General features: G+C 68.5%; 16 protein-coding genes. 7 read left to right on the top strand and 9 right to left on the bottom strand.

Features of this window, described 5'->3' with window-relative positions; translation table 11 throughout:
* The first annotated feature begins 3 nt into the window (after positions 1–3).
* The 6 genes from H582_RS0124640 to H582_RS0124620 all read left to right on the top strand — a co-directional run bounded on the left by H582_RS0124640 (position 4) and on the right by H582_RS0124620 (position 6,502).
* Positions 4–1,152 carry an exo-beta-N-acetylmuramidase NamZ family protein gene (locus tag H582_RS0124640; RefSeq protein WP_043112044.1) on the top strand — a complete coding sequence of 383 codons (1,149 nt, stop codon included), beginning with the start codon at positions 4–6 and terminating at the stop codon, positions 1,150–1,152.
* A 55-nt stretch (positions 1,153–1,207) separates the two neighbouring features.
* Entirely contained in the window at positions 1,208–2,158 is a 951-nt protein-coding gene (locus H582_RS29545) for an N-acetylglucosamine kinase (RefSeq protein ID WP_052333646.1), read from the top strand.
* Complete coding sequence (locus tag H582_RS0124630; protein WP_028600667.1) at positions 2,152–3,339, top strand: anhydro-N-acetylmuramic acid kinase; 1,188 nt, start codon at positions 2,152–2,154, stop codon at positions 3,337–3,339. The genes H582_RS29545 and H582_RS0124630 overlap by 7 nt, the downstream gene beginning before the upstream one ends.
* A 466-nt stretch (positions 3,340–3,805) precedes the next feature.
* On the top strand, positions 3,806–5,413 hold the full coding sequence (locus tag H582_RS29540; protein WP_084137599.1) for an ATP-binding protein: 1,608 nt from the start codon (positions 3,806–3,808) through the stop codon (positions 5,411–5,413).
* A 293-nt stretch (positions 5,414–5,706) separates the two neighbouring features.
* Positions 5,707–5,856, top strand: coding sequence for a DUF1540 domain-containing protein (locus tag H582_RS31500; protein WP_084137598.1), 150 nt, complete (start codon positions 5,707–5,709; stop codon positions 5,854–5,856).
* A 208-nt stretch (positions 5,857–6,064) separates the two neighbouring features.
* Entirely contained in the window at positions 6,065–6,502 is a 438-nt protein-coding gene (locus H582_RS0124620) for a PH domain-containing protein (protein WP_028600666.1), read from the top strand.
* Between the two features lie 253 nt (positions 6,503–6,755).
* Here the strand turns inward: H582_RS0124620 and H582_RS0124615 are convergent, their stop codons facing one another.
* The 9 genes from H582_RS0124615 to H582_RS0124575 all read right to left on the bottom strand — a co-directional run bounded on the left by H582_RS0124615 (position 6,756) and on the right by H582_RS0124575 (position 19,034).
* Complete coding sequence (locus H582_RS0124615; protein WP_028600665.1) at positions 6,756–7,769, bottom strand: FecCD family ABC transporter permease; 1,014 nt, start codon at positions 7,767–7,769, stop codon at positions 6,756–6,758.
* On the bottom strand, positions 7,766–8,782 hold the full coding sequence (locus H582_RS0124610; RefSeq protein ID WP_028600664.1) for a FecCD family ABC transporter permease: 1,017 nt from the start codon (positions 8,780–8,782) through the stop codon (positions 7,766–7,768). Before H582_RS0124610 ends, H582_RS0124615 begins: the two co-directional genes overlap by 4 nt.
* Positions 8,783–9,006: 224 nt before the next feature.
* Entirely contained in the window at positions 9,007–10,293 is a 1,287-nt protein-coding gene (locus H582_RS29535; protein ID WP_052333644.1) for an ABC transporter substrate-binding protein, read from the bottom strand.
* A 306-nt stretch (positions 10,294–10,599) separates the two neighbouring features.
* Positions 10,600–11,286 (bottom strand): hypothetical protein, encoded by a 687-nt coding sequence (locus H582_RS29530; RefSeq protein WP_043112042.1) that lies wholly within the window; start codon positions 11,284–11,286, stop codon positions 10,600–10,602.
* Between the two features lie 859 nt (positions 11,287–12,145).
* Positions 12,146–14,002, bottom strand: coding sequence for an alpha/beta hydrolase (locus H582_RS30580; RefSeq protein ID WP_028600663.1), 1,857 nt, complete (start codon positions 14,000–14,002; stop codon positions 12,146–12,148).
* 14 nt (positions 14,003–14,016) lie between these two features.
* Complete coding sequence (locus H582_RS29515; protein WP_084137596.1) at positions 14,017–15,141, bottom strand: FecCD family ABC transporter permease; 1,125 nt, start codon at positions 15,139–15,141, stop codon at positions 14,017–14,019.
* A complete protein-coding gene (locus H582_RS0124585) occupies positions 15,134–16,141 on the bottom strand; it encodes a FecCD family ABC transporter permease (protein WP_028600662.1) in 1,008 nt (335 codons plus the stop codon). Before H582_RS0124585 ends, H582_RS29515 begins: the two co-directional genes overlap by 8 nt.
* 7 nt (positions 16,142–16,148) lie before the next feature.
* Entirely contained in the window at positions 16,149–17,156 is a 1,008-nt protein-coding gene (locus H582_RS0124580; RefSeq protein ID WP_028600661.1) for an ABC transporter substrate-binding protein, read from the bottom strand.
* Positions 17,157–17,375: 219 nt separating this feature from the next.
* On the bottom strand, positions 17,376–19,034 hold the full coding sequence (locus H582_RS0124575; protein ID WP_028600660.1) for a helix-turn-helix domain-containing protein: 1,659 nt from the start codon (positions 19,032–19,034) through the stop codon (positions 17,376–17,378).
* 201 nt (positions 19,035–19,235) lie between these two features.
* Here H582_RS0124575 and H582_RS29510 point away from each other — a divergent pair, with 201 nt between their 5' ends.
* The gene (locus H582_RS29510; RefSeq protein ID WP_084137595.1) at positions 19,236–20,198 is read left to right on the top strand and encodes a 3'-5' exonuclease; all 963 of its coding nucleotides are present in this window, start codon (positions 19,236–19,238) and stop codon (positions 20,196–20,198) included.
* Positions 20,199–20,331 lie beyond the last annotated feature (133 nt).

Here is a 20,331-nt window from a genome sequence, read left to right as displayed (position 1 = left end):
CTCATGGCGGTTGAATTCGGGATCGACCGGATCGGCGAGGCCGCTCCGGTGCTGCAAGGACGGCGGATCGGGCTCATTACCGGCCCGACCGGCATCGACGCCGAGTGGCGGTCGACGATCGACGTGCTGCAGGAGCGCTTCGGGCTCGCGGCGATGTTCTCGCCGGAGCACGGCGTGCGCGGCGACATCGCCGCCGGGGGGCTGGTCGACACCTACATCGACGAGCGGACGGGCGTGCCGGTATACAGCCTGTACCGCAAGGACTCCAAGCGGATGACGCCGGACATGCTGGAGAAGATCGATGTGCTGGTCTATGATATCCAGGACATCGGCACGCGGTATTACACCTACGTCTACACGATGCTGTACGCGATGCAGGACTGCGCGGCGGCGGGCATTCCGTTCGTCGTGCTCGACCGGCCGAATCCGCTCGACGGCGTCACGCTCGAGGGCGGGCTGCTCGACCGGGCCTACAGCTCCTTCGTCGGCGATTATCCGCTGCCGGTGCGCTACGGCCTGACGGCCGGCGAGCTGGCCGTCATGGCCAACGCCGAGCAGGGCTGGGGCGCGGAGCTGTACGTCGTGAGCTGCCGCGGCTGGTCCCGCGAAGCGCGCTTCCCGGCGCTCGGCCGCCCGTGGATCGCGCCTTCGCTGAACATCCCGCGCTGGGAGACGGCGCTGCTCTATCCGGGCACCTGCCTGTTCGAGGGCACGAACCTGTCCGAGGGACGCGGCACGGCCGCGCCATTCGAGCAGATCGGCGCGCCGTTCGTCGACGCCGAGCGGCTCGCGGCCGAGATGAACGCGCTGCTGCTGCCGGGCGTCCGGTTCCGGCCGTCCTACTTCCAGCCGAGCTCGTCCAAGCATGCCGGCGCGCTGTGCCGCGGCGTGCAGGTGCATGTGACGGACACGGACGCGGTGCGTCCGCTCGAGGTCGGCGTGCGGCTGCTGCTCGCCGTGCGCTCGATGTTCCCGGAGGCGGAGTTCCTCGCTCCGTACCGCGAGGGCGGCCGGCCGTTCATCGACCTGCTGGCCGGCGGAGACCTGTACCGCGGCATGCAGAGCGCCGCGGACGCAGACGCGCTGCTGGAGCGGTTCGCCGCGGACAGCGAGGCGTTCGCCGCGCGCAAGGCGGCGTACCACCTGTATTAGAACGGAGCTTTCGCCCCGGCGCGGCGCGCCGGGCGGCGGAGAGGGAGGGGCAGACATGGACTACTGGCTGGGGCTGGACGGCGGCGGCACGCGCACGACCGTATGCGCGGAGGATGCGGCCGGAACGGAGCTGGCGCGCTTCGAGGTCGGAGCGCTCAACATCAACGGCGAGCGCGCAGGCGCGGCCGAGGAGGCGCTCGCGGAGGCGGCGCGCGAGCTGGGACGCCGCGGACTGCCGCTCGCGGGCTGCGTCTCGCTCGCCGTCGGCGCGGCCGGCATCAGCAACCCGCAGGCGCGGGAGCGCCTGACCGGCGCGCTGGCGGCGCTGGCGTTCCGCGGCGAGCTGACGCTTGCCGGCGATCAGGAGACGGCGCTCGCCGGCGCGCTGGAGGGCCGTCCCGGCATCGCGCTGATCGCCGGGACGGGCTCGATCGCCTATGGCCGGAGCGAGGCCGGAGAGACGCATCGCGCCGGCGGCTTCGGCCATCTGATCGATGACGAGGGCAGCGGCTACGCGATCGGCCGCGACATGCTCGCCGCGATCGTGCGCGCCGCCGACGGGCGCTCGCGGCCGACGGCGCTGGCCGAGCCCGTGTTCCGCCAGCTCGGCCTGGAGCCGGGCAGCCTGCCGGAGCTCGTACGCTGGGTGTACGACCCCGCGCGTCCCAAAAGCTCCGTCGCCGCGCTCGCGCCGCTGCTGCAGCCCGCCTGCGAGGCGGGCGACGCGGCGGCGCTCGGCATCGCCCGCCGCGCGGCCGGCGCGCTCGCCGAGCTCGCCGAAGCGGTCGCGGTCCGCCTCGGGCTCGGTCGCGGCGAGCTGGCGCCGCTCGGCAGCGTGCTGCTGCGCTGCGCGCCGGTGCGGGACGCCTTCGCGGAGCGGCTCGCCGAGCGGCTGCCGCAGCTGCGCCTGACGGCGGCGAGCCGCGATGCGGCGAGCGGCGCGGTGCTGCTCGCGCGCCGCGCCTTGCCCGCAGCCGCAGGCGGCGGGGAGGGCGCGCCATGCTGAGCTGGCGCCCCCGCAGGCCTTACGCGCTCGCCGTCGGCCTCATGTCCGGCACGTCGCTCGACGGCGTGGACGCGGCGGTCGTCCGCTTCGAGGGCGAGGGGCTGGATACGACCGCGCAGCTGCTGCATTTCCATACGCAGCCGTACGACGAGCCGCTGCGCGAGGCGCTGCGGCGGCTGTGCGAGCCGGGAGCGGCCGACGTGCAGGACCTGTGCGGCATGAACGCCTGGCTCGGCGGCCGCTTCGCGGAAGCGGCGCGCGCCGCCGCAGACGAGGCCGGGCTCGCGATGGCCGACATCGACTTCGTCAGCTCCCACGGCCAGACCGTCTGGCATATGCCGGAGCCGCCGGCCGGCTCGCCGTTCCTGGCGCCGTCCACGCTGCAGCTGGGCGACCTGTCCGTGCTGGCCGCCCGCGCCGGCGTGCCGGCGGTCGGCGACTTCCGCCCGGCCGACATGGCCCTCGGCGGCCAAGGAGCGCCGCTCGTGCCGTACGGCGATCTCGTGCTGCTGCGCCATCCCCAGCGCGGGCGCCTGCTGCAGAACATCGGCGGCATCGGCAACTGCACCGTGCTGCCGGCCGGAGCCGGTCCGGACGACGTCGCCGGCTTCGACACCGGACCGGGCAACATGGTCATCGACCGGGTCGTGCAGCGGCTGACGGACGGCCGCCTCGCCTACGACGCAGACGGAGCGCTGGCGGCTCAAGGCGCGCCGTCTGAAGGACTGCTCGCCGAGCTGCTGGCGCATCCGTACTTCCTCCAGCCGCCGCCCAAGTCGACCGGCCGCGAGCTGTTCGGCTCCGACTATGCCGCCGAGCTGCTGGCCCGCGCCGCATCGCTCGGACTGTCCGCGGCCGATACGGCCGCGACGGTGACCGCGCTGACCGCGCGCTCGATCGAAGGCGCCCTGCGCCGCTTCGTCCTGCCGCAAGTCCGCATCGACGAGGTCATCGTCAGCGGCGGCGGCGCGCGCAACCGTACGCTCATGCGCATGCTCGCGGAGCGGCTGCCGGAGCAGCGCGTCATCGACTCCGGCGAGCTCGGCATCCCGGGCGACGCCAAGGAAGCGGTGCTGTTCGCGATGCTCGGCTACCATTTCCTGCTCGGCATCCCGAACAGCCTTCCCTCCGTGACGGGAGCTTCCCGCGCCGCGGTCATGGGCAAGCTCGCGCTGCCTTGACGCCATCCGCGGCGAGGTCCGGGGCATGCCGCCCCGGAGCGCGGTCCGGACCGTCGGTCGCCTTCCAGCCCCAAGGGCGTGTTTGCAACCTCTGAAGGAAGCCGATAGGGCCGAATTTTTGGTCCCTGCGAGGAACGGAGGCGAAGGCGTACCGGGGGTACATCGAGCCTGCGTGACCAAGCAGGGGGCAAAAAGCGGTGATAGATGCCCCTGAGCGGGTTTGCCAACACGTCCTAGCCCGGCTTCGTGCCGGGCTTTTTTCTTTGCGCGCTTTTCCGCCCGCCCTCCCGCTCCCGGGATCCTTCTCCATGCCCTCGAATCCCGGCTGCGCCGCTGCTGAGCAAGCGTTTGCTCTCGCACGGCAATGGCGATTAATTTATCTCCGTGGAAGCGATAAAATGTGATATGGTTATCGTATTGAAGATGAATCGGCGGGGCGGCTGCTCCGCCGCTACAGGAGAATGCGATGAATACCCTTGAACAATGGAAGCGCTCTTGCCGGGACGCCGGCATGGACCCTTCCGTCATGCCGCAGTTCCGCCAGCGCTACTCGCCGCAGCGGCTGCGGGAGCAGCAGGAGCGCTACGCGGAGCTGCTCGATATATGCCGGTCCCTCACCGAGGAGCTGCTGGAGTCGGCTCCCGATGACCCGATTCTGATCGCGGTCAACGACTCGGAGGGGCATCTGCTCGGCTTTTGCGGCAACGAGTCGATGGAGGAGCTGCTCGGCTGCAAATACGGCATCCTCCCGGGAGTCGGCTATACGCGCGACATGTGGCCAAGCTCCATCGCCGCCTGCATGGAGACTGGACGTCCGGCACAGCTCGTCGGGACAGACCATTACCACGAGCCGCTCCATGACACCGCCTGCCTGAGCGCGCCGCTGTACCTGCGCGAGCATCCCGAGCGTCCGTGGGGCGGCATCAGCTTCATGCTGCAGGCGGACAGCGTGCATCCCCATCTGATGGCGCTGCTCCGCTCGATGACCGCCTCGATGGAGCGGGAGCTGGAGCTGCGGCGCCAGAACGCCCGCCAGGCGATCCTGACCCAGGCGCTGCTGCAGACGCCGTACTACGGCGTCGTGCTGGTGGACGCTGCGGGCAGCATCGTCTCGATGAACGCCCGCAGCGTGGAGCTGATGGAGCTGGAGCGCCCGGCCGAGGGGGATCGCTGCGAGGAGCTGCCGATCATCGGCCCCTCCCTTCGCGAGATGATCGTGCAGCAGGGGACCGAGCCCGTCCTCGCCTGCGCGATCAAGGAGAAAAGCAAGGATGGCCAGCGGCACTACATGGGCGACTTCCTGCCGGTGACCGAGGAGGACGGACGGCTGCTGTTCATCGTCGCGATGCTGCGCGACATGACCGACGCCAAGCGCGCCGACGACATGCTGCACGGCTCCGAGAAGCTGGTGCTCGCCGGACAGATCGCGGTCGGCATCGCCCATGAGATCCGCAATCCGCTGACGGTCATCCGCGGCATGCTGCAGTTCACCGCCGACCGGATCAAGCGCGAGCACTACGAGCTGATCCTGAGCGAGCTGGACCGGATCGGGCTGATCGTCACCGACTTCATGGCGCTCGGCCAGCAAAAGGCGCCGCAGCTCCGGCCGGAGCCGGCCGACGCGATCGTCGAAGAGACATTGCAGATGATGGAGTTCCAGTTCAAGCAGGAAGGCATCCGGATCAAAAGGGACTATGGCGGAGCCGAGCTCGTCTACGGCGACCGCAACCAGATCAAGCAGGTGCTGCTGAACGTGCTCCGCAACGCCGCCGAGGCGATGCCGCAGGGCGGCTTCATCGAGGTCCGGCTGCGCGCCGGGAACGGCCGCCAGCGCATCGAGATCGCCGACACCGGCGAAGGCATGGGCGAGGATCAGCTGGCGCGCCTCGGGGAGCTTTTCCACACGACCAAAAAAGGCGGGAGCGGCCTCGGCCTCGCGATCGTCAAGCGCATCATGGACGCCCACGGCAGCCAGATCCGGTTCGAGAGCGAGCCGGGGAAGGGCACGACCGTCGTGCTCGATTTTCCGATCTATCAGATCCGCAGGCTCGTGTATCCGTTCCTGTCCTCCTAAGCGGCGCTTTGCGCGGCGGCACCAGGCTCACGCTCGTCAACGGCCGCTGGAGCGGCTGGCCGGCCCCGGCTGCCTGCTGCCTCCGCGCCCGCCAAAAAAAGCCGAAGCCCCGGGAGGGCTTCGGCTTTTTTTGACGCGGGAAACGAAGCGGCCTTGCGCGATGCCGCGAGTTGGACTATGATGGAAGGGACACCGGTCCATTGGAACGAGGAAAAGCCCGCGCGGAATCCAATTCCGGACGAGCTTGAATCGATGCAAGGGAACGGCCATCCACGCTACAGGAGGTGAACCTCATGGCTAAAGACGTACTGTGCGAAGTGGATAGCTGCAAAAACTGGGCTTCCGGCAACAAATGCAACGCATCGTCCATTTATGTGACCAGCAACCGTGGACAAGCGAGCAACTCCGAAGAAACCGACTGCAAAACCTTTGAAGCGAAATAACCCGATACCATCTTCTTCATCAGGCAGCCGTGCCAGCGGCTGTCTTTTTCGTTTCGCTTTCCTTACTATACTCAATAATGATTATTGTTATCAAGTCCTTTTGAGAAAGTTTTTCAAAAAGATCTTTGCCCGCTGCTCTCGGTCCTATGGTACAATCAAAATCTGGTTATGGTAATATTTTACGGATAAGGAGCGGAAGGGAAGTTCGATGAAATTTATGCCAAAAAGAGAGCTCGGCCCGGCCTGCGCGAGCTGGCTGGCGATCGCGCTGCTGCTGCTCGGAGGCTGGATCGGCTGGACCGAGGGCGGAGGCCCGGCTTCCAAGGCCGTGGCGACCGCCGTGCTGCTGACCGCAGGGCTGCTCGCCTGGATCTGGCTCGGCACGTCCTATCGTCTGGAGGAGGACGAGCTGGTGCTCCAGATCGGACCGATCGTCAAGCGTCTTCCTTATCGCAAGCTGCTGCATCTCCAGCCTGCATCAGCTTGGCCGATCGGACTCTTTGCCCTGCGGCGGCTCGAGCTGGCGGCGGGGCCGTACGACCGGTACCCGATCGCGCCGCGCGACAGGGAGCGCTTCGTCGAGGAGCTGCAGCGGAGATGCCCGCATCTGGTCGTCGATCTGGAGCGGGACGACCGCCCTCTTTGAGGGCGGGGCGCAGCGGAAGAACGGACGGGCAAGGGACGGACGAGCGGATCGACGAGTGAACGGGCGGACGAGCGGACGGACAAGCGGCGAGCGGCGCATCGACGGACGAACGAGCCGCGTACCGACGGACGAACGAGCCGCGTACCGACGGACGAACGAGCCGCGTCCCGACCGACGAACGAGCCGCGTGCCGACCGACGAACGGGCAAGGGACGAAGCGACAACTCGCTTCGTCCCTTTTTTTGGAGCGGAATCATCGGCCGGTCCGCCGGTTGCGATACAGCAGATATAGGAAGAACGGCGCGCCGACCGCGGAGGTGAAGACGCCGACGGGCACGTCGTAGGGCAGGAAGGCGGTGCGCGCGACGAGATCGGCGAGCACGACGATGAGGCTGCCGCAGAGCGCCGCCGTCGGCAGCAGCCGCGAGGCGGACGGGCCGACGAGCTGACGGGCCAGATGCGGGCCGATGAGGCCGACGAAGCCGATCGAGCCGCCGATTGCCACCGCCGAGCCCGCCAGGCCGACGCTGATCGCGATCAGTCCCCTGCGGCTGCGCTCGACATGGCTGCCGACGCCGGCGGCCGACTCGTCGGACAGCATGAGCACGTTCAGCGTGCGGACGCTGCGCAGGGCGAGCAGCAGGAACAGGACGGTCCACGGGAGCAGCGTCAGCACATGCTGCCACGACGTGCCGTAGACGGTGCCGCTAAGCCAGATGTACGCGTCGGTGGCGGTATAGGCGGAGCTCAGCAGCAGGATCGTGCTCGTAAAGGCGGACGACAGCGCGCCGATGCCGATGCCGACGAGAATGAGGCGCCCCGGCTCGACGCCGCTCCTCCAGGCGGCGGCGTAGACGATCGCGGCGAGCAGCGCCGCTCCCGCCATCGCGGCCGCCGGCAGCCAATGGATGCTGACCTCCGCCGGGCGGAACGTCAGGAAGGCGGCCGCCGCGGCGGCCGCGCCGCCGGTGATGCCGACGAGGTCGGGCGCGGCCAGCGGATTGCGGAACACGCCCTGCAGCAGCGTGCCGGCAACGGAGAGCGCCGCGCCGGCCAGAGCGCCGACGACGAGGCGCGGGAGGCGGAACTCGCGCACGATGACGACATGCTCGGCGGCTGCCGCGCCGCCTAGAGCCTGCAGCATGAGGGAGGGACGGATGTACGTCTCCCCGAGCAGCAGATAGGCGAAGCCGGAGAGCAGCAGCGCTCCGCCGAGCAGCAGCGGCCATGTCCAGGCGCTTTTGCGGACGCGGTTGCGGCGGCTCATGCGATGCGCCTCCTTTTGCGGGCGATATAGAGGAAGAACGGCGCGCCGACGGCCGCGGTGAGCACGCCGACCGGCAGCTCGCGCGGCATGATCAGGTAGCGGGCGGCGACGTCGGCGACCAGCAGCAGCACCGCGCCGAGCAGCATGCTGTACGGCACCATCCAGCGGTGGTCCAGGCCGGAAAAGAAGCGGGCGACGACCGGAATGACGAGGCCGATGAAGCCGATCGGCCCGGCGACGGCGACGGAGCCGCCTGCGAGCAGCACGATCGCGGCGCCGCCCGCGAGCTTGACGAGCGGGACGCGCAGGCCGAGGCCCTTGGCCGTCTCCTCGCCGGCGGCGAGCAGGTTGAGATGGCGCGCCAGCAGCCATGCGGCCAGCATGCTGGCGAGCATATAAGGGGCGACGGCGGCCAGGATGCCGAGCGGCCGCCCGGCGATGGAGCCGCTGAGCCAGAACAGCACGTCCTGCAGCGAGGCTTGGTTGCGGACGAGCAGCCCTTGCGTGCCGGAGGCGAACAGCGCGCTCATCGCCGCACCGGCGAGCACGATGCGCAGCGGCGACAGGCTGTCGCTGCCGAGGGCGCTCAGCCCGTAGACGAGCGCCGCGGCGGCGGCCGCGCCGCCGAAGGCCGCCCAGGCGAGCCCGGTCTGGCTCTCGATGCGGAGCACGGTGAGGGCGAAGACGACGGCGAGCGCGGCGCCGGAATTGATGCCGAGAATGGACGGCGAGGCGAGCGGGTTGCGCGTGATCGCCTGCATGATGACGCCGGCCACGGCGAGGCTTGCGCCGACGGCCGCGGCGATGAGCGCGCGCGGCAGCCGGGTGAGGCGGATGACGGCCTGGCTCATGGACGTCTCGTCGTAGCGCGTCACGGCTGCCCAGGCATCGTCGAGGCTGACGCGGGTATAGCCGAGCATGATGTTGGCGGCGAAGGCGAGCAGCAGCAGCGCCGCGCCGGCTGCCAGCCCGGCGGCCTTGAGCGCGGCGCCGGGCAGTCCGGTGGAATTCATCGTGAGGGATCGCTCCTGTTCTGGGGCCGCGCCGATCAGGACGGGCGGCCGTCTCGCGCGGCGGGGCCGGCCGGGATCGGTCCGGGCGGCGTCCGCATGGCGCGGAAAATCCCGCCCCGCGCGAATCGGCGCGAGGCGGGACGGCATTGGGCTCCGGTTTGCCGCGATGCCCGATTTCGGACGGGCTCGCGGCAAGCGGGGCTTTTTTTGATCCGGAGGCTGGGCTAGTCGATGTTGAAGTAGAAGTACAGGTCGTCGAGCATCTTGTCGGCCGCGAGCGGACCGCCGGAGAGGTTCCAGTTGACGGCGTTGACCTTGTAGTACTTCTTGTTCTTGACGGCGCGCAGGTTCGACCAGAGCGCGTTGTCGATCCATTCCTTCTGCGTCTTGTAGATCGCGCCGTCTCCGTCCCAATCGACCGTGAAGTCGAAGATGTAGTCGGCGTCGAGCAGCGGCGTCTGCTCCTTGGACGGAATGTTGAAGATGTCCTTCGTCACGTCGGTCTGGGCTTTCGGGAATTTGAAGCCGAGGTCGCGCAGGATGTTGGAGGCGAAGCCTTCCAGGTAGAAGCGCGCCGTGCCGTTGTAGTTGATGCGCATGACGGTCACTTCGGTGCTGCCGATGTCGGCGCCCATCCGCTTCTTGAAGTCGGCGGTGCGGGAGGCCCACTTGGCGAGGAAGGCGTCGGCCTTGGCCTGCTTGTTCAGCACGTCGGCGGCGAACTTCAGGTTGTCCTGCCAGCTGAAGACATCCTCGGTCATGACGGTCGGCGCGATCTTGTTCAGCTGGCCGTCGATCTTCTCGTGGCGCAGCTTGGAGCCGATGATGAGGTCCGGCTTGAGGGCGGCGATCGCCTCGAGGTTGGGCTGCGTCTCGTCGCCGAGGTCTTTTACGCCGATCAGGCTTGGACGCAGGTACTCGTAGAAAGGCTGCTGCAGGTACGACTCGACGGCGCCGACCGGCTTCACGCCGAGCAGGACGCTCGTGTCGACCATGCCGTTGAACAGGACGACGACGCGCTGCGGCACGCTTTTCAGCGTCGTGGAGCCCATGGCGTGCTTGACGGTCTTCTGCGTCAGGACGGACAGCGTCTTGGCGGAGCCGTTCCACGACGTCCAGACGCCGAGCGCGTCGGACAGGGAAGCGGCTGGCACGAGCACGTCCTTGCCCTTCGTCACCGGCACGGCGGCCAGCGTGTAGGCTTTGCCGTTCAGCGTCGCCTTGACGCTGCCGGGGGTGAAGCCGAGCGTGCGCGTGCCGCGCTTGACGATCCACTTCTTCGTCTTGGCGTCGACCTGGTACGTCGCGTTCAGCTTGACGGCAAAAGCGGCGGCGGGCAAATAGACGCGTCCGTCGATGATCGACGGCTTGACGGAGCCGAAGCTGGCGGCGCTGCCGTTGATCTTGACCGCGACGACTGGAGCCGCTGCGGCGGCTGCGGCCGGGAGCAGCCCGAGCGCGAGAGCGAGGCTCAGGAGGAGGGCGAGGAATCGGTTGCGAGCGAGAGTCATGGGTAGGAGATCACCTTTCTGCGAGTGGAATGGGCGGTGCTTGAGAATGGGCCGGCAGAGCAGCATCCGGGCGAAGCGCAGATGCGGACTCGGCGATGCCGTTGCGCAGGCGCGGGACGAGCGTGCGCAGGCGCGGGACGAGCGTGCGCAGGCGCGTGGCGAGCGTGCCGTAGGCGCGGAGCGAGCGTGGCGCAAGCACGGGACGAACGCGGGGCAAAGGCCCTGCTGAAGACTTAGGCGCTTGCGCCTGGGCTAGGGTCCGGCTCCGGAGCGAGAGCCGGAGAGGGCGCGCTGCACAAGGCCGGCTTAAGCCGCCGGTCCCTGCAGCTTCTCCTGCAGGTCGCGGTACGTCTGATAGAGGCGGTACGACACGTCGACGGGGCTTTCCGGCGCCGCCGGATCCGGCTGGAGCAGCCGGCCGATGTCGGCTTGGGCCGCTTCGGCCTTGGCCTCGTCCAGCTTCTTCAAGTCGGGCTCGAGCGTCAGCCAAAGTCCGGCGAGGCGGACGGCCAGCTCGCGCCATGCCGCCTCGTCGCCGGCTTCGGCCGCCTGCTTGAGCTGCTTGACCGCGTCGCGGCTGAGCTGCAGCCCCTCGGCGGCGTCGGCGGCCGGCAGCGGCTCGATGCCGGCCCAGCCCGCCGCGTCCGGGCCGGCTCCGTCCGCTTCGGCAGCGGCAGCGGCCTTGGCCGCCTCGGCAGCGGCAGCTTCGCCGCCCTCCGCTCTGCCGGAGCCGGACGGCGTACCTGCGCCCGCCGCGCAGCCGCCGAGCAGCAGCGCGATCGCGAGCAGCGCGGCAAAAGCGCTTTTGCGAGCGATCGCGCCTTTGACAGCGGAAGTGGCATTGCGGGCGATCGCGCCTTTGACAGCGGAAGTGGCATTGCGAGCGAAAGCGCCTTTGCGGACGAAAGCGCCGTTACGAGCGGAAGCGCCTTTGACGACGGCAGCGCTGGCTCCTCGAAGCCGCCTTATTTGTTGAAGCCGTGTTTGAAGCAAAGACATCCCCCATTTGCAGCGAAAGCATTAATTGAAAATCATTCTCAATTCATTTTAGACAGAATGGATGCGCTTGGGTATGCACGCCATTGCCCCAGTTGCATGGACAGGATTGTCCGACGAAGAACGAGAACGTAGAGATGGAAAGGGTCCCTTGAAGGCGTGCAACGTGCGGAGAATGGGGCTGGAGAGCGAAAGAAGGGAAAATTCCTAGGCTCTAGTACATCGTCGACTCTTCATCTGTGGAGGCCAGGGAAGCGCGCTTCCTAGTGGTGAAAATGGCACTAGGAAGCGCCGCAGCCAGAGAAGCTTTCTACGAATGCCTAGAATCAAAGCGGATAGGCTGCTGCTAGTGCCCTGTCCATGGTCAACCTGTGGGAAGCCTTTGTCGGGAATGGCCAGTCGACGGCTCTCCAGCCCGTTCTCGATCCTCCCCGGGTCGGTTCACGGTTTCTGCAGAAGACGTTTTCCTGCTGTTCCGCGAGACGTCTGCCCTTCCATCCGATGCTAACGACTCCTCAGACGCTTAGAACCGCTTTTTTCGCGTCTCCCAAAATCTAACGACGTGTCAGAGGCTTAGAACAGCCTTTAGCCTCTTTCCGCACGTTTTTTCGGCCGTTTTGCATGGCTAAGCTCCTCACGCGTCGTTAGATGTTGGAGCTGCCCCATTCGGGGCTTCTAACGATCTGATTCGTCGTCAGCAGCCCTTCGCGCACCGGAGAAGCCGCTTGTCATGCAAGCCGGACGGCGGCATAAGCGGGACGGGCAGCCGGGAGACGAATGGCGGCGGGCGGAGGGTGGAACTAGCCGGCGAAGCGAAGGAGAGGCCAGCCGGCAGCTGCTGGCTGGCCTCTGCGGCTCATTTGTCCAAGAAAGCGAAGCGCAGCATCGGACTGAGGAGCGGATGCAGCACGCTCACATGGCCTTCGTCCTCGAACTCCGCGTAAGTCAGCCGCAGGCGGCCGGACTCGGCCAGAGGCAGCAGGCGCCGCCGCAGCTCGCGCGTGTCCTGCAGCATCGAGCCCTTCTCCTCGCCGCCGATGGCGAGCATCAGCGCCGCCGAGCCGCCCGACTGCAGGCGGGCCTCCAGCTCGGGGAGCAGCTTCAGCAGCATGCGCTCGTTCCACCAGAGCGACGGGCTGCCGGCGACATGCGAACGGAACAGCCCCGGACGGCGGATGAGCGCATAGAGCGAGAAAAAGCCGCCGAGCGAGTGGCCGGACAGCGTCCGGCGCCGCGGATCAATCGGATAGCGCCGCTCCAGCTCCGGCAGCAGCTCCGCCTGCAGGAAGTCGAGGAACGCCTCGGCTCCGCCGTTCGCGGGCCAGGACGAGCCGTCGGGGCGAAGCCCCTCCATCTCGGCGGGAGTCGTCAGATCGACGAAGCGCCGCTCGGTCGCGAACGGCTCTTCGGTCGGATACCCGATGCCGACGACGATGCCGGGCGGCAGCCCTTTCGGATGGCGGGTCTGCAGCCGCATCGCCTCCGCGAGCGAGCCGAAGACGGAGTTGCCGTCGACGGCGCACAGCAGCGGATACCCGGAGGGAGGGGCGGGCTTGACCGGCACATGCACGAAAATGCGGTACTCCAGGCCGGCTCGGCTCGTCAGAGGGAAGCATTCCGTGCCCGGCACGGAGTAGCGGGACGGCAGCGCGGCCGTCTGCCCGTCCGTCTGCGAGGCCGCTGCCGGAAGATCGGATGCGGCGGCGATGGCCGAGGCGCTCTGAGCTGCAGCGGCCGATCCGGCCAGCGCGGCGCGGGATGCAGCCGCTTCCGCCTCGGCGTGCCGTGCCGGACCGCCTGGCTCCGCCGCTTCCGCCTCGGCGTGCCGTGCCGGATCGGCTGGCTCTGCCGCTTCCGCCTCGGCGTGCCGTGCCGGATCGGCTGGCTCTGCCGCTTCCGCCTCGGCGTGCCGTGCCGGACCGCCTGGCTCCGCCGCTTCCGCCTCGGCGTGCCGTGCCGGATCGGCTGGCTGCGCGGCTCCGCCGCCGAACAGGAAGCGGAGCGCGGCCGGGAAGCGCAGCGCCATGAACATGGCGTCATGCGTGCCGCCCGGCTCCAGCTCCAGGCGCAGCCGCTGCGCCGGGAAGCCCTTCGCCAGCAGGATGCGGGCCGCCTCCGGCACGGAGGCGGCCATGCCGCGCTGGCGGTTCGTCTTGAGGCTGCCCTCGGCGGTGCCGACCGACAGGTACAGCCGCAGCCTCGCATCCGGCGCAGGCTCGCGCCGGATGTAGTCGAGCGCCCCCTCGTACCAGAGCGAGGGGGAGATCGCGGCGGCCGCGCCGAAGGCGTCGGGCCGCCAGTAAGCGGCAAGCAGGGCAATCAGCCCGCCCAGCGAGCCGCCGCCGATGCCGGTATGCTCCGGCTCCGGCATCGTGCGCAGCTGCGCGTCGAGCGCGGGCTTGATGCGGCCCGCGAGCTCGTCGACGTAGGCGCGCCCCGCGCCGCCGAAGCCGGGCCGGCCGGGAGCGACGGCCTCCGCCGGCCATGGCGTGTAGTCGTCGTTGCGGCATGCGGACGGCACGCCGGCGACGATCAGCTCCGGCAGCTCGCCGGAGGCGTAGAGCGAGTCGATGAAGTTGACGCTATGCTCCATCAGCTCGGCGTCGTCCTGCACGTAGAGGACGGGATACCGCCGGCTGCCGCCGCTGGCGTAGGACGGCGGCAGGTAGACGGACAGCATGCGGCCGCCGGCGGGAATCGATTCGAATTTCATGGACGGTCTCCTTTTTAGCGCGCCGTCTTCTGGCGGATCAGCAGCCAGACGAAATAAGGCGCTCCGATGATCGAGATGACGATGCCCGCAGGCAGCTCCGAGGGCGAGAAGGCGGTGCGGCCGGCATAGTCGCCGGCCATGACGAGCGCCGCGCCGAGCAAGGCGCTCAGCGGCAGGAGGCGCCGATGCGACAGGCCTGCCAGGCGCGCCGCCATATGCGGCGCGATCAGGCCGACGAAGCCGATGCTGCCGCTCACCGCGACGCTGGCCGCGACGAGGCCGGCGCTCAGCAGCAGCAGCGTGCGGCGCTCCCGCTTCAGGGCGACGCCGAGTCCGCTCAGCGTGTCGTCGCTCAGGCGCATCAGGTCGAGCATGCGGGATTTGGCCCACAGCGCCGGCAGCAGGAGCAGCACCCACGGCAGCACGGCGAGCACATACAGCCAGTTGGCCGAGTTGAGGCTGCCGGACAGCCAGACGGCCGCCCGCTCGAAGTCCTGCGGGTTCATCTTGAGCGAGATGTAGAGCGTCGCCGCGCCGAAGCCGGAGGTGACGGCGATGCCGACGAGCAGCAGCTTCTGCGGATCGAGGCTGCCGCGCGAGCGGGCCAGGGCGAAGATGATCGCGCCGGCGGCGAGTCCGCCGGCCGTGCCGTACAGCGGCATCGTCATGACGGCGGCGAGGCCCTCCAGCTGGACGATGTCCCGCAGCGCGAGCATGAACAGCACGACGGCGAGGCTGGCTCCGGCGTTGATGCCGAGGATGCCGGGATCGGCGAGTCCGTTGCGCGTCAGGCTTTGCATGGCGGCTCCGGCCGCTCCGAGCGACACGCCGACGAGCGCGGCGAGCACGATGCGCGGCAGGCGGAAGCCGAATACGACGAGCCGCTCGTCGGCATCGGCCGCGCCGCCGAGCAGCGTGCGCAGCGCATCCGGCACGGACAGCGCGAACTCGCCCGTCGTCACGCCGAGCAGGGCGATCAGCATGATCGCGGCGGCCGCTCCGGCGAGGGCGAGCCCAAAGGCGCGGCGCGAGCCGGACCCGGCTGCGGGCTCAGCCGCAAGCGGGGGCGAGGCTGTCCGGCGGCCGCGCTCGCCGCCGGAGTTGCCTTCGTCTGGATGCCGCTGGCTGGACTCAGGCATGGCTGGACGCCCCCTTTCGCCGGATCAGATAGAGGAAGAACGGCACGCCGAACAGCGCGGTGACGATGCCGATCGGCGTCTCGAACGGCGCGTTCATGAAGCGCGAGAGCAGGTCGCAGAACGTCAGGAACAGCGCTCCGAGCACGGCCGACAGCGGGATGATCCAGCGGTAGTCGCTGCCGCCGATGAAGCGCGCGATATGCGGGATGATGAGGCCGATGAAGGCGATCTTGCCGGCGATCGCGACCGCCGTGCCGGTGAGCAGCACGACGGCGAGCATGGAGAGCAGCTTGACCCGGCGCACGTTCTGGCCGAGGCTGGCGCCGGTCTCCTCGCCGAGGGCGAGCGCCGATACGGGACGCGCGAGCAGCAGCGCCAGCGCGAGGCCGACGACGGCGAACGGCAGCGCCAGCTGCACGAGCTCGGGGTCCATCTGATGCAGCCGCGCGTTGTACCAGAAGCTGATCTTTTGCGGGATGCGGAAATACATGGCGAGGGCGTCGGCGACGCCGCCGAGGAACATGCCGGCCAGCGCGCCGAGGATGGCCAGCTTCACCGGGGAGCTGCCGCCGGGCACGAGCGAGGCGATGCCGAACACGATCGCCGCCCCGAGCGCGGAGCCCGCCATCGAGACGAAAACGAGGCTGGTCCCGCTCAGATCGGGAAGGAACACCATCGCCATCGTCACGGCGAGCACGGAGCCGTCCGCCACGCCCAGCAGCGAGGGGGAGGCGAGCGGATTGCGCGTGATGCCCTGCATGAGCGCGCCGGAGACGGCCAGGAAGGCGCCGACGAGCAGCGCCCCGAGGCCGCGCGGCAGCCGCGAGTGGCGGATGATCTGATGGTCCACGTTGCCGGGATCGAAGCGCGTCACTGCGGCCCACACATCTGCCGCGCCGATCGATTTGGCCCCGTACAGCGCCGAGAAGACGACCAGAAGCAAAGCAGCTGCCGGAGCCATCAGGAGGATGGCCGCCGGCAGCATTCGGGAACGCTTCATGGACAGGTCAGGAGCCGGCCTTTTCCAGGAAGGCCTTGAGGAACTGGACTTTGCTGTAGGCGGTGCCGCCCTGGGCCAGCGGGTCCACGAGGTTGACGTGCATGCTGCCGTTTTTCACGGCGTCGAGGCTTTGGAAGATCGGGTTCTTCTGCAGCTCGTCGAGAGCCGTCGTCGCCTTGCCGTTCTCGTCCTCGGAGAACTGCACGAACAGCACGTCGGGATTCATCTCGGCCAGCTTCTCGATCGACAGCACCTCCTGCTTCTTCGCCGCGGCGATCGCCTCCGGCAGCTGGAAGCCGAGGTCGTCGTACAGCACCGGGTTGAAGAACAGATCCTTGCCGTAGACGTACACTTCGCCTTGGCGGATGCGGACGATGGCGGCGCTCTGGCCGCTCAGCTTGTCGCCGAGCTTCGTCTTGGCGGCCTCGAGGTCGGCCTTGAAGGCGTCGGCCTGGGCGGCCGCTTCCGCCTGCTTGCCGCTCAGCTCGCCGAGCAGCTTGAGGTTGTCCTCCCAATGGGTCGAGACATGGGAGTACGGGATGACCGTGGCGATCTGCTTCAGCTTCTCGACGACGGCCGGATCGAACTTCGTCGAGGCGAGGATGACGTCCGGCTTGAGCGACAGGATCTTCTCGAAGTTCGGCTCCGTCTTCTCTCCGACGGCTTCGGCCTTGTCCGTGATGGAGGCGAACAGCGGAGGGAAGGCGCCGGAAAAGCTGATCGCGCCGACCGGATGCAGGTCGAGCAGGATGGAGTCCTCCATCGCCTCGACGGCGCCGGTGATGACGATGCGCTCGGTGGAGGCGGGCAGCTCGTACGACTCGCCGAGGTAGGTGACGGTTTTCGTGCCGGAGGCTTCGGGAGAAGCGCTCGGCTCGGCGGACGGCGAGGCCGACGGTGCGGCCGACGGGGACGGGCTGGAGGCGGAGCCTCCGGTATTGGATTCGGAGCTGCCGCAGGCGGCGAGCGCTCCGATCGCAAGCAGCAGCAGGGCGGCGAGCAGAACTTTTTTCATGGTGAAACCAGACTCCCTTCGAAATGGACCTTCTATGATAATGATTCTCAATTTCACTTTCATTATCTTAAAAGATCGTCTTCCTCGCCTCCATAGACAAAGGGACGAAAAAGCATGGACAATCGGGAACGGAATGCTCCGAAAGCGCTTGGCAGAGCGGAAAACGGCGGAGCGGACGGCCTCGGAGAAGCGAAGATGGCGGTGCCGGCGGCTGCCGGCCTACGTCTGGCGGCCAAGCAGGGCGAGCGTCTCCTCGCGGATGCGGTCAAGCGCGATCGGCGAATACTCGCGCCAAGGGCTCGAGGCCAGCATCCGCAGCCCGCCGGAACGGACGGCGGGCAGTCCGAGCCAGTCCGGGGACTGGCTGAACCGCCCCCAATGCTCCAGCGTCTCCGACTCCTGGCAGACGAGCAGCCAGATCTGGTCGATGTCGGCATCGCGCAGCCGCTCCAGCGGCAGCGGCGTCCCGCCGTCGCGATGCTCCCAGGAAGCGGCCGGACGACGCACGCCGAGCTCCCGATGCACGAAGTCCATCAGCCCCTCGGAGCCATGCGGATACAGCCGGCCCTTCAGCACGCGCGCGAGCAGCACGGAAGGCGCCGGGCCTCCCTCGATCGCCGAGCGCGCCGCCATGATGCGCCGGTCAAAGGCGGCGGTCCAGCGCTCCGCTTCGGCCTCGAGCCCGAGCCGCCGGCCGATGTCGGCCAGGCCGCCTCTCCAGCTGTCCGGCTGCTCCTCCGGCAGCCGGGCGATCGGCCCGATCGCCGCGAGTCGCCGCAGCACGTCCTCTTCCAGCTCGCACGAGCATACGGTCAGCTCCGGCTGCAGGCGCTCCAGCTGCACCAGGTCCTCCTGCACCTGCGGCTCCGTCAAGCCGTAGCTCAGATGCTGCGGCACGTCGGTTCCCCAGCGCTCGAGGTAATAGCGCATCCATTTTGGATGCATCGGCGCCGCATGCGGCAGCGCGCCGAGCGGCAGCAGATAGCCGAGCGCCGACGCGTTGCCGTAGGCCGCGATCCGCTGCCGCCGCTGCTCCATGTAGCGGGTGGGAGAGACGCCGTGCGCTTTTTTGAACAGGCGGCTGAAATAGAACTCGTCCTCGTAGCCGACCGCATGGGCGACATCCTTCAGCCGGCTCTCCGAGCGGAGCATGAGCTGCTTCGCCTTGGCCAGGCGCAGCTGGGTCAGATGCTCGTGGGGCGTGCTGCCGTATGCCTTCTTGAAGCGCGCGGCAAAATGCTTCGGGCTGCAGCCGGCCAGCTCGGCGAGCAGCTCCAGCGACAGCGGCTCGCGCATATGCTCCTCCATGTAGGCCCGCACCGGCTCAAGCGGCTCGTCCGCCGCCGGATCGGACTCCTCGAGCGCCTCCAGCAGCAGCTGGAGCGCGTCGGCCTGCGCGCGCAAGCGGCCGAGCGGCCGCTCCCCGCCGAATCCGGCGCAGATCGCGCGGCAGCGATCCTGGAGCTGGGCTGCGGCGGGCAGCCGCACCTCGCGCGGCAGCGCGGCGGCGACCGTCGCGGCATCGACCGGACGCAGCTGTCCCGGAACGGCGGCGTCCGGCTCATGCAGCTCGATCCGCAGCAGCGCCGCCGAACCGCGGCTGTCGCCGTCGGCGGCGAGCGCGAACGTGCTCTCCGGCGGGCACAGGTACACGATGCCGCTGCCCATCCGGCTGGAGTCGGCACCCCGCTCCAGCCGGATCTCGCCGCTCAGCAGCACGAGCAGCGCGGGCTGGCGGAGCAGCTGCTGCGTCAGCCCCGGGAGGTCGGGCCCGACCTGCAGCACGGCCGCGTCCCGCAGCCGGATCGTCCAGGCTCCGATGTCGATCGGCGCCAGCGCGGCGCGCGGCGGATCGGACGGCAGGGTGGAGTGGATCATGGCGGTCTCTCCTTTTCATTGAGAATCGTTATCAGTCTAGTGTAAAGCAGATCGTCCCGCCCGGCAAGCCTACTCAGCGGGCGGCGCCTGCGGACGCCGTCGCCGGTCCGGCCGTCCGCGCAAGCGTCTGCGGAGTCCGCCGCTGTCATTCGGGTACCGCTTTCGTGTATGATGGAGGAACCTAATTGTTGGAGGGTTACGATGGATTACATCATTCTCGATATCGAGTTCAACGGGAGAAAGTTCGCGAGCGACAAGCCGATGGAGGTCATCGAGATCGGTGCGGTGCGGCTCGACAGCTCGCTCCGTCAGGTCGACGAATTCAGCTCCTTGATCCGCCCGGTTTATTTTGCCAAGCTCAACAGCTTCATCCGCGAGAAGACCGGCATCCCCCAGGAGGACATCGACGCGGCCAAGGGCTTCGTGCCCGTCATCCGGGCGTTCCTGCACTGGCTGGACCGCAGCGAGGCCTGCACGTTCGTCACCTGGGGCGGCGAGGACCTGAAGCGGATCGTGCTCGACACGAGGATGCACAAGCTCGACGACGCGTACTGGCTCCAGGCGGACTACTACGATCTGCTCAAGATCTATCTGCGCACGCGCGGACTGACCAACGACGTCAGCGTGGAAAAGGCGCTCGAGGAGCTGGGCATTCCGGCCGAGGGCTCGGCGCACCGAGCGCTCGACGACGCGCGCATGACGGCGGAGATTTTCCGCCGCGTCTTCCCCGAGATCCTGCCGGAGAGCGACGTCCGCCGCTACAAGGACACGTACTCCAACGCCAAGGAGCGCCGCATGGTCAAAAACGCCATTCGCGGCCTCGTCGTCCAGAAGACCGCCCCGACGTGGGAGCTGGTGGCCGATAAGCTGGCGAAGGCGAAGGTGGACATGGACAACGTCAAAAAAGCCGCCGAGCTGAAGGCCTACTACGACGTCGAGGCCGCCAAGCCGGTCAAGCCGCGCCCTCCGCGTCCCGAGCGGCCGGTTGACGCGGAGGCCGGCGCCGATCCGGCCGACGCCGAAGCAGGCGATGAGCCGGCGGATGGCTCGGCTTCAACGGACGGCGCCGACGCTGCAGGCGCAGCCGACTCGGCGGATTCCGCCACGGCGACGGACTCCAAGCATGGAGCGAACGGCTCGTCCTCTCCGCGGCATCTCCTCTAAAGTTACGGAGAGCTGCGAGCCCGGCCTGAAAAGGACCGGCCCTTCCGCTGAATGGCGGAGAGGCCGGTCCTTTTCGCATGGCGCCGAGCAGGCCGGAAAACCGAGCAAGTCGGGAGAGGGGAAGGCCGAACGG

Source organism: Paenibacillus pasadenensis DSM 19293 (assembly GCF_000422485.1).
GTDB lineage: Bacteria > Bacillota > Bacilli > Paenibacillales > Paenibacillaceae > Paenibacillus_O > Paenibacillus_O pasadenensis.
The sequence above is the reverse complement of the archived record's forward strand: the minus strand, read 5'-3'. Positions and strand labels throughout refer to the sequence as shown.

Bases quoted from the DNA above. Each gene is read 5' to 3' on its own strand.
- H582_RS0124640 (WP_043112044.1), top strand. From the start codon at position 4: ATGGCGGTTGAATTCGGGATCGACCGGATCGGCGAGGCCGCTCCGGTG.
- H582_RS29545 (WP_052333646.1), top strand. From the start codon at position 1,208: ATGGACTACTGGCTGGGGCTGGACGGCGGCGGCACGCGCACGACCGTA.
- H582_RS0124630 (WP_028600667.1), top strand. From the start codon at position 2,152: ATGCTGAGCTGGCGCCCCCGCAGGCCTTACGCGCTCGCCGTCGGCCTC.
- H582_RS29540 (WP_084137599.1), top strand. From the start codon at position 3,806: ATGAATACCCTTGAACAATGGAAGCGCTCTTGCCGGGACGCCGGCATG.
- H582_RS31500 (WP_084137598.1), top strand. From the start codon at position 5,707: ATGGCTAAAGACGTACTGTGCGAAGTGGATAGCTGCAAAAACTGGGCT.
- H582_RS0124620 (WP_028600666.1), top strand. From the start codon at position 6,065: ATGAAATTTATGCCAAAAAGAGAGCTCGGCCCGGCCTGCGCGAGCTGG.
- H582_RS0124615 (WP_028600665.1), bottom strand. From the start codon at position 7,769: ATGAGCCGCCGCAACCGCGTCCGCAAAAGCGCCTGGACATGGCCGCTG.
- H582_RS0124610 (WP_028600664.1), bottom strand. From the start codon at position 8,782: ATGAATTCCACCGGACTGCCCGGCGCCGCGCTCAAGGCCGCCGGGCTG.
- H582_RS29535 (WP_052333644.1), bottom strand. From the start codon at position 10,293: ATGACTCTCGCTCGCAACCGATTCCTCGCCCTCCTCCTGAGCCTCGCT.
- H582_RS30580 (WP_028600663.1), bottom strand. From the start codon at position 14,002: ATGAAATTCGAATCGATTCCCGCCGGCGGCCGCATGCTGTCCGTCTAC.
- H582_RS29515 (WP_084137596.1), bottom strand. From the start codon at position 15,141: ATGCCTGAGTCCAGCCAGCGGCATCCAGACGAAGGCAACTCCGGCGGC.
- H582_RS0124585 (WP_028600662.1), bottom strand. From the start codon at position 16,141: ATGAAGCGTTCCCGAATGCTGCCGGCGGCCATCCTCCTGATGGCTCCG.
- H582_RS0124580 (WP_028600661.1), bottom strand. From the start codon at position 17,156: ATGAAAAAAGTTCTGCTCGCCGCCCTGCTGCTGCTTGCGATCGGAGCG.
- H582_RS0124575 (WP_028600660.1), bottom strand. From the start codon at position 19,034: ATGATCCACTCCACCCTGCCGTCCGATCCGCCGCGCGCCGCGCTGGCG.
- H582_RS29510 (WP_084137595.1), top strand. From the start codon at position 19,236: ATGGATTACATCATTCTCGATATCGAGTTCAACGGGAGAAAGTTCGCG.